This is a genomic window from Paraburkholderia sp. BGA-UO-ETr-F21, from assembly GCF_059567925.1.
The window spans coordinates 192,955-205,367 of record NZ_JCAQOY010000008.1; the positions used below are offsets into that span (position 1 = coordinate 192,955).

At 61.9% G+C, this 12,413-nt stretch carries 8 protein-coding genes; 6 read left to right on the top strand and 2 right to left on the bottom strand.

What is annotated here, in order from left to right:
• Positions 1-62 precede the first annotated feature (62 nt).
• The 3 genes from AC57B1_RS07755 (at position 63) to AC57B1_RS07765 (ending at position 4,724) form a co-directional block, all read left to right on the top strand.
• Positions 63-1,727, top strand: a complete 1,665-nt coding sequence (locus AC57B1_RS07755; RefSeq protein WP_496417152.1) for a bifunctional aspartate transaminase/aspartate 4-decarboxylase — start codon at positions 63-65, stop codon at positions 1,725-1,727.
• A 152-nt stretch (positions 1,728-1,879) separates the two neighbouring features.
• Complete coding sequence (locus tag AC57B1_RS07760; RefSeq protein WP_496417191.1) at positions 1,880-3,103, top strand: pyridoxal-phosphate-dependent aminotransferase family protein; 1,224 nt, start codon at positions 1,880-1,882, stop codon at positions 3,101-3,103.
• Between the two features lie 1,168 nt (positions 3,104-4,271).
• Complete coding sequence (locus AC57B1_RS07765; RefSeq protein WP_496417153.1) at positions 4,272-4,724, top strand: hypothetical protein; 453 nt, start codon at positions 4,272-4,274, stop codon at positions 4,722-4,724.
• Positions 4,725-5,072: 348 nt separating this feature from the next.
• Here AC57B1_RS07765 and AC57B1_RS07770 read toward each other — a convergent pair whose 3' ends face one another.
• Positions 5,073-6,284 (bottom strand): MFS transporter, encoded by a 1,212-nt coding sequence (locus tag AC57B1_RS07770; protein WP_408300999.1) that lies wholly within the window; start codon positions 6,282-6,284, stop codon positions 5,073-5,075.
• Between the two features lie 389 nt (positions 6,285-6,673).
• On the opposite strand from AC57B1_RS07770, the gene xdhA reads away from it, so the two are divergent.
• The 3 genes from xdhA (at position 6,674) to xdhC (ending at position 11,262) form a co-directional block, all read left to right on the top strand.
• A complete protein-coding gene (gene xdhA, locus AC57B1_RS07775; protein ID WP_408185955.1) occupies positions 6,674-8,197 on the top strand; it encodes a xanthine dehydrogenase small subunit in 1,524 nt (507 codons plus the stop codon).
• 29 nt (positions 8,198-8,226) lie between these two features.
• Positions 8,227-10,593, top strand: coding sequence for a xanthine dehydrogenase molybdopterin binding subunit (gene xdhB, locus AC57B1_RS07780; protein WP_496417154.1), 2,367 nt, complete (start codon positions 8,227-8,229; stop codon positions 10,591-10,593).
• 102 nt (positions 10,594-10,695) lie between these two features.
• The gene (gene xdhC / locus AC57B1_RS07785) at positions 10,696-11,262 is read left to right on the top strand and encodes a xanthine dehydrogenase accessory protein XdhC (protein ID WP_408344349.1); all 567 of its coding nucleotides are present in this window, start codon (positions 10,696-10,698) and stop codon (positions 11,260-11,262) included.
• A 103-nt stretch (positions 11,263-11,365) separates the two neighbouring features.
• On the opposite strand, the gene AC57B1_RS07790 is transcribed toward xdhC, so the two are convergent.
• Positions 11,366-12,346 carry a LysR substrate-binding domain-containing protein gene (locus AC57B1_RS07790; protein ID WP_496417155.1) on the bottom strand — a complete coding sequence of 327 codons (981 nt, stop codon included), beginning with the start codon at positions 12,344-12,346 and terminating at the stop codon, positions 11,366-11,368.
• Between the last annotated feature and the right edge of the window lie 67 nt (positions 12,347-12,413).

The following is a 12,413-nucleotide window of genomic DNA, read 5'->3' on the forward strand; positions in this document are numbered from 1 at the left end:
GCGCTAACGGGCGATCGTTCGCCGCGCCGGCATCTTTCACCAGGCTCATTGGAGAACGCATCATGGCAAAAGAGAAGGGCGACAAGAAACGTGCGGATATGGCGCAACCGGGCATGTCGGCACTCAGCCCGTTCGAGTTGAAGGATGAACTGATCAAGGCGGCGGGTGGCAGCGCCGTGGAACGTCCCGCCAATGCGTCGATGCTCAACGCCGGGCGCGGCAACCCGAATTTTCTCGCGACGATTCCGCGCCACGGCTTCTGGCAACTCGGTCTCTTTGCGATGCGCGAATCGGAGCGCTCGTTTGCCTACATGCCTGAGGGCGTGGGCGGCTTTCCGCGGCACGACGGCCTCGAGGAACGCTTCGATCTATTCCTGCGCGAGAACAAGGGCGTGGCCGGCATCGACTTTCTGCGCGGTGCGGTGTCGTACGTGCGCGATCAGCTGGGTTACTCGGCCGGCGACTTTCTGTATGAAATGTGCGAGGGCATTCTCGCTTCCAACTACCCGGTGCCGGACCGCATGCTGAAGCTGTCCGAACTGATCGTCGGGCAGTATCTGCGCAAGGAGATGATCGGCGACCATCCTTTTGTCGGCGAATTCGACATATTCGCGGTGGAAGGCGGTACGGCCGCGATGACGTATATCTTCAACACGCTGCGCGAGAATCACCTGATCAAGGCGGGCGACACGATCGCGCTCGGCATGCCGATCTTCACGCCGTACATCGAGATTCCGCGCTTGAACGACTACCGGTTGAACGTCGTCAATCTCGAAGCCGACGTGGCCAATGGCTGGCAGTATTCGAAGAAGGAACTCGACAAGCTGCGCGATCCGAAGGTGAAGGCGTTCTTTCTCGTGAACCCGAGCAATCCGCCTTCGGTGAAGATCAATGACGAAAGCCTTCAATACATTGCCGAGATCGTCAAGGAACGGCCCGATCTGATCCTGCTGACCGACGACGTGTACGGCACCTTTGCCGACGACTTCGTGTCGCTGTTCGCGCTCGCGCCGAAGAACACCATCCTCGTGTATTCGTACTCGAAATATTTCGGCGCGACCGGCTGGCGCCTCGGCACGATCGCGACGCATCGCGACAACGTGCTCGACAAGCTGATTGCCGAGTTGCCGAAAGACACGAAGAAGCAGTTGCACGAGCGCTACGAATCGATCACGACGGAGCCGGACAAGCTCAAGTTCATCGACCGGCTGGTGGCCGACAGCCGCACGGTCGCGCTGAATCACACCGCGGGTCTGTCGACGCCGCAGCAGGTGCAGATGGTGCTGTTTTCGCTGTTCTCGCTGATGGACACGCCGGACGCCTACAAGAACGCGTTGAAGCGTTTGATTCGCAAGCGCAAGCAGGCGCTTTACGAAGAGGTCGGCATTTCCTTCGAGGACGACGATCCGAATCAGGTCGACTACTACACGATTCTCGACGTCGAGTTCCTCGGCGAGCGGATGTTCGGGCGTGAGTTCGTCGATTGGCTGCTGAAGAACACGCAGCCATCCGAAATGCTGTTCCGCCTCGCTCGCGAGGCGCGGGTCGTGCTGCTGCCGGGCCTTGGCTTCGGCACGCAGCATCCGTCGGGGCGCGTGTCGTTGGCGAACCTGAACGAGGCCGATTACCGTCAGATCGGGCGCGCGTTGCGCAAGCTGATCGAAGAGTATGTCGAGCGTTTCAACGCGGCGACCGGCAAGAAACTCGACAAGACCGCGGTGAAATGACGGCGTTGCCGACGGTATCGCGGCGTCGTGCATAGTCAAAAAACTTGCGCAACTGCGCGGATCGGTGAATGATCGAACCGGCGGCCTCGCCAGCGTCCATGCTGGCGGGGCCGTTTGCTCCTTCGCGTCCTGACATTCACGTACCGATCATCATGCCGACTTCATCATTCACATCCGCCTCGTTCGCAGTGCCCTGTCCGGTTGTCGAGTCGCTCGACGCCATTCTTCCCGAAGAGCCGCTCCTGATGATGGGCGCCGGCCCCGTGCCGATTCCCGCAGCCGTGGCGAAGGCCAACGCGATCGTGATCAATCACCTGGGCGCAACGATGGTGAAGGTGATTGGGCAGGTGAAGTCGATGGCGCGCTATGTGTTCCAGACGAATTCGAAATGGGTGCTGGGTGTGGCCGGACCCGGCTCGGCCGCGATGGAGATGGCGATCTCGAACCTGGCGTGGGAAGGCACGCGGGTGCTGTCCATCAAGAACGGTTTTTTCAGCGAACGGATGGCGGAGATGGGCCGGCGCGTCGGCGCGCGGGTGAGCACGCTCGAAGTTGCTGACCGGACGGTGGCGAGCCTCGAAGAGATTGCCGAGGCGATCCGGCGCGAGCGTCCCGAGATCGTGACGGTGGTGCAAGGCGAGACGTCCAATACGGTGTGGAATTATCGGCTGAAGGAAATTGCCGCGTTGGCGAAAGCGGCCGGCGCGCTGGTGATCGTCGATGCGGTTTGCACGTTGAGCACGATGCCGCTGGAGATGGATGCCTGGGGGATCGATGCGGTGATTACGGGTGGGCAGAAGGGGTTGTCGTCGATTCCGGGCGTGTCGTTGATTGCGTTTTCAGATGCGGCGTGGGAGAGGGTTAAGGGGCGCACGGCGCCGAACGCGCATTGGTGTCTGGATGCGAGGCTTGCTGAGAATTTTTGGCATAACGCTGGGTATCACTATACGGCGCCTGTTTCTGGAGTTCTGGCTTTGCATGAGGCTTTGCGGCTGGTGTGTGCTGAGACGCTCGAGAAGCGGTTTGCCCGGCATTTGAGGTGTTCGCTGGCGTTGCAGGATGGGGTGGTGGCGATGGGGCTTCGGTTGTATGCGCCGGAGGCTTGTCGGTTGAATTCTGTTGTCGGGATTGAGGTGCCTGATGGGCTCAGTCCTGCGGATGTTTGTGCGCATATCTCGCGGATGCATCAGGTGGAGATTTCTGGGTCGTTTGGGTTGCCGATTGTTCGCGTCGGGCAGATGGGGGAGCAGTGTCGGGAACATAATCTTTTTCGGACTGTGCATGCGCTCGGGCGGACTATGGTTGATCTTGGGGTTAAGGTGGATTTGCCGGCAGGGGTTGCGGCTTTGGAGAGAGGGTTGTCGGGGGGGAGGTGAAGGTTTGTTTGCCTGCTCGGCTTGGTGGTTTGCTTGGGTGGTTTTGGGGTTTTGGCCTTTTCTTGCTTTCTTAGTGGTCTATTAGCGTTGCCCCTGTGCGGGGCGGCACCTACTTTCTTTGCCGCGGCAAAGAAAGTAGGCAAAGAAAGCCGCTTTGAACCGCCAGCCTTGAAGCGGGTCCCCCGCGCAGTCACGGTAGTGGTCCATCTGGAATCGGCGTTCTCGCACACTCGGCGGCAGTGACAAGGGCGTCATACTTCCCGCCTCGCGCTCCGCGCTCGCCGGAAGGGCTTTTCAAAACCAGTGGTTTTCGTGGGGGGCGCGTGGGGCTGTCGGCTTCGCCTCGGCGATGGCGCTCGGCTGGTGAGGTTTAGTACGCTCCGCGCGCCGAACGCCTCTTGCATTCCAGCAGGACCGCGGCGGCCCATCATCAATTTGTGCGCGGCCGGACTGTCGGCTTCGTCTCGGCGGTGGCGCTCGGCCGATAAACTTCAAAGCGCCCCGCGCGCCAAGCGCGTCTCTCATTTCAGCACAATTGAGATGGCCCATGCCAATTTGTGTGCCCGCAGGCCGTCGGCTTCGACTCGCAGAGGTCACGCGGACGGTAAAGCTCAATGTGCTCCGAGCGCCAAACGTGGCTCGTACTTCAGCAGCGCACGTCGGTCCATGAATGGTCGCTGATTGTTGAAGGCAACTGGACGCATCTCGCCTCCCAGAAATGTCGTCGGGCATGAATTGATCATGCATATCGCTAATCGGATTGGGCACACGCCTCGCGAATCATTCGCTGCAGTTTTTGCGGAAGTTTCTTCTGCGTCGTAGTCTTTTACTCTGGCAGAGCGTTGGGCAATTTCGGAATTGGTTGCCGCGTACGCGTTTTAGCTCGTTCGGGTGATCGCTCGCAACGCGATATGTTTAAACTCGTTTTGTCGTGTACTTCACGACAACAGGTTTCGCAGCCTGCCTCACACTGAACTCGCATGCTTGCACTAGCAAGTGCGCGGCTGCCTTTGCACGCCTGATCACAATGGGCGGGCCTTGGCGGGGGAGCCCTACGGCTCGCCGGTTCTTGGTTCTGTGTGCCGGTCTGCGAATCCCGTCAATGTGCCCGCTCACCACCGTGCTAGCGCGTGGTGAGCGATCCAGACAAGTTTAGGGAGATCGCGCCATGAGTAAATCTGTCAAACGTTCACGGACCACAACGCGGCCGCCTGTTGACGCGGTTCAATACGAGAAACTGGCGCTGTCCGCATTCGGATTGATCGAACGGCAATTAAGCCAATTAGACAAATTGGCGACGCTTGTGGCCTCGATAGTTAGGAGTCCGGCTGTGACAATGGAGGAGAGACATCGCCAGCGACGATTGCTGGAACTGTTGCTGGACACCGTTGAGGACTACCAATACGAAGTCGAGACTGACCGTGAGCTATATCAGGTCATTGCGCTGGACGCGAGGGGAGTGGTGCAAAGCCGGATCACAGTGCGCCATGCAGCGAAGGTTCTTGCCAAAGCGACGCGGAGGGCATCCGAAACCCGAGAAGACCGTAACGAAACGCAAGCCAAGCACCGCGAACCAGCACGATTCAAAACGATCGCTCGAACGAGAGCGACTGCGCATTGAGAGTCACGGAACACTGCCGGACCGGACCGGAGTCAGGGCTAGGGCCAAGGGCCAGGGGCCGGAAGCCGACCGTTCCGACGAGCGCGAAGCGCGAGGCGGGAGGTATGACGGCCTTGTCACTGAGTCTGAATGCGCGAGAACCCTGATTCCAGATGGACCACTACTGCGGCTGTGCGGGGGACCCGCTTATGAGTTGGCGGTTCAAAGCGGCTTTCTTTGCCTACTTTCTTTGCCGCGGCAAAGAAAGTAGGTGCCGCCCCGCACAGGGGCAACGCCAATAGACCACAAACAAATCAAGGAAAGGCCACCACCCAAGGCCCACAACAAAACCGTGCCGATCGCACCCCTTCAAAGCGCCGCAGGCAAATTAGTGACCTTAGCATTCCGAAGATAAAGAAGAGTAGACAGCCCAACACCCGCAGCAGCGGCAACCGCCGCAAAAAGAAACACCGACCCATACCCAAACTCACCAGCGATATACCCGGCCAACGGCCCAGTAATCCCCAACGAGAGATCGAGAAACACCGAATAAGCCGACAAAGCCGCCCCACGACTAGCGGGCGGCACAAGCCCAACCGCCTCGACCCCAAGAGCCGGAAACACCAAAGCAAACCCAAAGCCAGTCAAAGCCGCGCCAGCAAGCGCAACATGAGGCTCAGGCGCCAGCCACAACATCAACAACCCGGCGCATTCAAACGAAAACGAAGCAATCGCGACGCGAAACCCGCCATAAGTCTTGATCGTATTGGCAAACAGCAACCGCGCCCCGATGAACAGCGTTCCGAACACGGTCAACGACAGAGCCGCATTCGGCCAATGCTTCGCCGCATAAAACAGCGTAATGAAAGTCGCGATCGACCCAAACCCGGCCGACCCGAGCGCCAACCCAATCCCATGTGGCAGCACGCGAGTAAACACACTGCGGTATGACATCCGCTCGCCATGCACGATCGGCACCGGCGCAATCGGACGAGCGAGATAAAACCCGAGCGCCGCGAGCAGAATCACCAGAATTCCCAACGCGGCAAACCCAACCGTGTGTTCAATCGCCACGCCCAGCGGCGCACCGATCGCCAGCGCGCCATACGTCGCGATACCGTTCCACGAGATCACCCGCGCATTGTTGCTCGTGCCCACCCGGCCGATCCCCCACAGAATCGCACCCGTGCCGCACAAGCTCTCGCCGAATCCCAACACGAGCCGGCTGCAGACCAGCAGCCCCAGGCTCAGCACGGGCCAGCGCCCGCACAGCACAGCCAGCAACAGCAAAACCCCGCTCGCGCCACACCCCATCAAACCAATCGTCACCGTCCGCTTCGGCCCCAACGTGTCCGCGGAACGGCCAGCCAGCGGCCGCGACGCCAGCGTCGCCAGATACTGCACGCTGATGGCGGCACCAGCCAGCACGGCGCTGTAACCGAGGTCGTCGTGGACGTAGCCCGGCAACACCGCAAGCGGAATTCCGATCGTCAGATAGCAAAGAAACGTGAAAAAGACGACCGGAATGATCTGCATGGTCGTCGCAAATTCGCTGCGAGGTGTCGCTGAGTCGGTGGACATGGGGAAAACGAGACTTGAATTCGGCGGGAAGGCGTGATTTTCCCATGGAACCGGTTTTCTTGCAGAACTTGCTTAATAATTCATCCGACAAAAACGCCTTCCGGGAACTCCATAGTGGGACATTTTCGACCCCTCGGCGCCTATTTTTTCAGCAAGTCCGCCCGACACGCGCTAACTCAGATTGGCTTTTACTCCGTATAAAAGTCTAAAGTACGGCAAAAAGTTCAGATCACCATAAGTCAGCCGCCCCTCAAACCCATCTCTATATCGTTCTGCGGATATGTCCCGCATGCGATCGCCGCTATGGGTTGTATTTATTGACGGTGATAGTTTTCGAACCATCCCTGCTGCACGTCCCACGGACACAGAACATTCGAGAGTAACGAGACATGACTGAGCCGATTCGCTTCTATCACCGCAACGCGATCCGTGAGATCAAGGACGCGCCCGTCACCCGCACCGTGCTGCAGTATCTGCGCGAGGACGCGCATTGCACGGGCACGAAGGAAGGCTGCGCCGAAGGCGACTGCGGCGCGTGCACGGTCGTGATCGGCGAGCGCAACGAAGCGGGCGGCGTCGACTTCAAGGCGGTCAACGCCTGCATTCAGTTCGTGCCGACGCTCGACGGCAAGGCGCTCTTCACCGTCGAAGACTTGCGCCAGCCGGACGGGTCGCTGCATCCCGTGCAGGAAGCGATGGTCGAATGTCACGGCTCGCAGTGCGGCTTCTGCACGCCGGGCTTCGTCATGTCGATGTGGTCGCTCTACGAAAAGCACGGTCACGAGCACAGTTGCGCCAACAAGACGGTGCCGTCGCGCGAGGCGATCAGCAACGCGCTGACGGGCAACCTGTGCCGCTGCACGGGCTACCGCCCGATCGTCGACGCGGCGGTGCGCATGTTCGAAGCGCCCGCGCCGAAAGCGCCGGTCAATGTCGAGGCGCTCGCCACGACGCTCGCCACGCTCGAGCGCAAAGACACCTTCCACTACCAGCACGCCGGCCAGCAGTTCGACGCGCCGCGCACGGTCGAAGCACTCGCGAGGATCAAGGAAGCCGAACCGGCCGCGCGGATTCTCGCCGGCAGCACGGACATCGGCCTGTGGGTCACCAAGCAGATGCGCGAGCTCGGCAATATCGTCTACGTGGGACAGATCGCCGAGTTGCAGAAGCTGGAGACCAACGACGAATGGATCGAGATCGGCGCGGGCGTCAGCGTCGAAAAAGCGTACGCGGAGATCGCGAAGCAATATCCCGAATTGAACGAAATGTGGCAACGCTTCGCGTCGCTGCCGATTCGCAATGCCGGCACGCTCGGCGGCAATATCGCCAACGGCTCGCCGATCGGCGATTCGATGCCCGGCCTGATCGCGCTCGGCGCACGTGTGATCGTTCGCGGCGGCGAGATCGAGCGCGAGATGCCGCTCGAGGACCTGTACCTCGCGTATCAGAAGAAGGATATGGCGGAGCATGAGTTCGTCGTCGGCTTGAAAGTGCCGACGCGCACCGGCGTGCGTCGGAACCTGCAATTCCGCACCTACAAACTGTCGAAGCGTTTCGATTCGGATATCTCGGCGGTGTGTGCCGCGTTCGCGTTCATCGCCGACGGCAACCTGATCCGCGAGCCGCGCATCGCGTTCGGCGGCATGGCCGCCACGTCCAAGCGCGCGACCCACGCGGAAGCCGTGCTGCGCGACGCCGAATGGCACGAAGCCACTGCGCAGGCCGCGATGCTCGCGCTCGGCAACGACTACGCGCCGCTGTCGGACATGCGAGCGACCAGCAACTATCGCCTCGAATCGGCGAAGAACACGTTGTACCGATTCTGGCTCGAAACGCGTCCGAACAACCCGCTGCCGAAGAGCGCGCTGGATGTGCGCGCGGTCGCTGCGGCCTGCGCGCCGGTCGGCGCCTGAGACGACGAAAGGATACGGAGAACACAACAATGAATCAGCACGCCGAACCGTTCCTGAAAGACCTTCAGGATCTCGAGGACTTCACCCAGGTCCACATCTCGCGTCCGCACGAGTCCGCGCATCTGCACGTAAGCGGCCGAGCTACCTATACCGACGACATTCCGACGCTCGCCGGCACGCTGCACGCCGCGCTCGGCCTGTCGACGAAAGCGCACGCGAAGATCGTCTCGATGTCGCTCGACAAGGTGCGCGCCACGCCTGGCGTGGTCGCGATCTTCACCGCTGACGATATCCCGGGCGTCAACGACGTGGGTCCGATCATCCACGGCGACGATCCGATTCTCGCCGACGGCCTCGTGCAATACGTCGGCCAGCCGATCTTCATCGTGGTCGCGACGTCGCATGAAACGGCGCGTCTCGCGGCACGCCGCGCGGAAATCGTCTACGAAGAATTGCCGGCGATTCTCACCGCGCAGCAGGCGCGCGCCGCGAACCAGCACGTCCTGCCGCCGATGAAACTCGCGCGCGGCGAAGCCGGCAACAAGATCGCCCGCGCCGCGCGTCGCGAGGCCGGCGAGATGCTGCTCGGCGGCCAGGAGCAGTTCTATCTGGAAGGCCAGATTTCGTACGCGGTGCCGAAGGACGACGATGGCATGCACGTCTACTGTTCGACGCAGCATCCGACCGAAATGCAGCACATGGTCGCCCACGCGTTGGGCGTGGCGTCGCACAACGTGCTGATCGAATGCCGCCGGATGGGCGGCGGATTCGGCGGCAAGGAATCGCAATCGGGTCTGTTCGCGTGCTGCGCGGCGCTCGCCGCATGGAAGCTGCTGTGCCCGGTGAAACTGCGTCCGGACCGCGACGACGACATGATGGTCACGGGCAAGCGCCACGATTTCCACTACACGTACGAAGTCGGCTACGACGACAAGGGCGTGATCGACGGCGTCACGGTCGACATGACCTCGCGCTGCGGCTTTTCCGCCGACCTGTCCGGTCCGGTGATGACGCGCGCGCTGTGCCACTTCGACAACGCGTACTGGCTCTCGGACGTGACGATCGACGGCTTCTGCGGCAAGACCAACACGCAGTCGAACACGGCGTTCCGGGGCTTCGGCGGCCCGCAAGGCGCGTTCGCGATCGAATACATCATGGACAACGTGGCGCGCTCGGTGGGCGAGGATTCGCTCGACGTGCGCCGCCGCAATCTGTACGGCAAGACCGAGCGTAACCAGACGCCGTATGGCCAGATCGTCGAAGACAACGTGATTCACGAACTGATCGACGAACTCGAAGCAACGAGTGAATATCGCGCGCGGCGCGCCGCGATCAACGAGTTCAACGCGAACAACGAAATACTGAAGAAGGGCATGGCACTCACGCCGGTCAAGTTCGGTATCGCGTTCAACGTGACCCACTTCAACCAGGCCGGCGCGCTCGTGCACATCTACACCGACGGCTCGGTGCTGGTGAATCATGGCGGCACCGAAATGGGCCAGGGCTTGAACACGAAGGTCGCGCAGGTCGTCGCGCATGAACTGGGCATCGGCTTCAACCGCATTCGCGTCACCGCGACCGACACCAGCAAGATCGCCAACACGTCGGCGACGGCGGCCTCGACGGGCTCCGATCTGAACGGCAAGGCCGCACAGGACGCCGCGCGCCAGTTGCGCGAACGCCTGTCGGCGTTTGCCGCCGAGCGCTTCGGCGCAGGGCAGGTGAGCGCGTCGGAAGTGCGCTTCGTGCACGACCGGGTCGTGGTCGGCGAAATCGTCGTGCCATTTGAAGAAGTCATCGCAAAGGCTTACGTCGCGCGTATTCAGCTCTGGTCGGACGGGTTCTACGCGACGCCCAAGCTCTACTGGGATCAATCGAAGCTGCAAGGCCGGCCGTTTTACTACTACTCATACGGCGCGGCGGTGTCGGAAGTGGTGATCGACACGTTGACCGGCGAAATGCGCGTGCTGCGCGCGGACGCATTGCACGACGTGGGCGCCTCGCTGAATCCGGCGCTCGATGTCGGCCAGGTGGAAGGCGCGTTCATTCAAGGCATGGGCTGGCTCACGACCGAAGAACTGTGGTGGAACGCGGGCGGCAAGCTGATGACGCATGCGCCGTCCACCTACAAGATTCCGACCGTCAACGACACGCCGCCCGACTTCCGCGTGCGCCTCTTCAAGAACCGCAATGCGGAGGACAGCATCCATCGTTCGAAGGCGACCGGCGAGCCGCCGCTGCTGCTGCCGTTCTCGGTGTTCTTCGCGGTGCGTGACGCGGTGTCGGCAGTGGGCGACCACAAGGTCAATCCGCCGCTGAATGCGCCCGCGACCAGCGAGGAAATCCTCAAGGCGGTCGGCGCGGTGCGTGCCGCCACCGCGGCGGCACGGCAGTAAGCGGATCGATAAGCGCATCAATCAGCGGACCGAAATAGGCGCGGCAATGAGCCGGAACAGCAACGCGTGAACAACACACTCACTGGAATTGGAATGATCGCCATGAACGATTTTTCGTCCGTTCAGATCGGCCGGCGCAGCGGCGTGCAAACGCCGCGTCCGGCGCCGATGCATATCGTGCTATTCGGCGCGGGGCACGTCGGGCATGCGATCGTCAAGCTGCTCGGCAGCTTGCCGTGCGTGGTCCAGTGGGTCGACGAGCGCGACGAGCTGTTCCCCGACGAAACGCCGGCCAACGTGCAGGTCGAAGCCACCGACACGCCGGATGCGATCGTCGACACGGCGCCGCCCGGCGCCTATTTTCTGGTGATGACGCACAACCACGCGCTCGATTTCTCGCTGGCCGCGCGCATCATGCGGCGGCGCGATTTCACCTACTTCGGCATGATCGGTTCGAAGACGAAGCGCGTGAAATTCGAGCGCCGTTTGCTCGATCGCGGCGTGGATCTGGACCGCCTGGTGGAGATGACGTGTCCGATCGGTGTGGCCGGTATCGTCGACAAGGCGCCTGCGGCGATCGCCGTGGCGGTATGCGCGGAGTTGCTGCAGATCCGTTCGCGGCAGGTCGTGGCGCAGGTGGCAACGCAGAAGCTCTGCGCGGCTGTTTGATGGGCGGAAATCAGCCGGCCGGGACGGTGCGCTCAAGCAGCGCCCCAGCAACGCACAAGCAACGCATGAGCAGCGTCCTGTGAACCGCAAACAACCTTAAACGTCAGCCCGTCGCGGCTGACGTTTCCTTTTTCGGCGCCCGTTTTGCGCGCCGCACCTTCTGCGCGACCAGCCCGTCCGACACCTGGGACATCAGCGCACGCAGCCAGCCGACGTCGCTCGGTCGATCCGGCTGCGGATGCCAGAGCTGGTAGCACTTGATGCGCGGAAACGGAATCGGCACGTCGACCACCGCGAGCGGCAGCATGTCCGCGTAGTGCATCGCGAAACGGCGTGTCGTCGTGAAGATCAGGTCCGATTGCAGCAGCGTCTGCGGCACCAGGCCGAAGTAGGGCAGCGTGGCGACGATGCGGCGCTCGGCGCGAGCCCGCGTGAAGCCCATGTCGATGGCGCCGCTGCTCGCTCCGCTATACGGCGTCGGCGCGAGATGCGCGGCGGCGAGATACGCCTCACGCGTAAGCGGCACGCGCGTGAGCGGATGATTGGCGCGCATCATGCACACGACCGTATCGGAGAACAGGTCGCTGCGCTCGAAGCGTGGGTCGGGCTTCGGCCAGTTGCCGATCACCAGATCGAGTTCGCCGGCATCGAGCGCGGCGGAATGATCGAGCATCGGACTCAGCGAATCGATTTCGAGCCGCGCGTGCGGCGCCGCCTCGCGAAATTGCGCGATCACCGTCGGCATGAAGAAGTCGTTCAGATAATCCGGCGCGGCCACGCGAAAGGTGCGGCGCGAGCGGCCGGGATCGAAGTCGCCATGCGGCGTCGCGACAAAATCCACCTCGCGCAGCACGCGTTGCGCGGAGGCGAGCAGCGATTCGCCGTATTCGGTGGGCACCATGCCCGACTTGCCGCGCACCAGAATCGGGTCGTTCAGCGTCTCGCGCAGTTTGCGCAGCGCGGTGCTGATAGCCGGCTGGGTCTGATTCAGACGCAGCGCGGTCTGCGTGACGCTGCGCTCGACCAGCAGCGTGCGCAGCACGCGCACGAGCCAGATATCGAGGGAGGCGGCGGTGTCGTCCATGATTTAAGCGAGGCGGGGCAAGCGGACCGGATCCGATGAAGCGCCGTACGGAGCCGCCGGCGAGAGC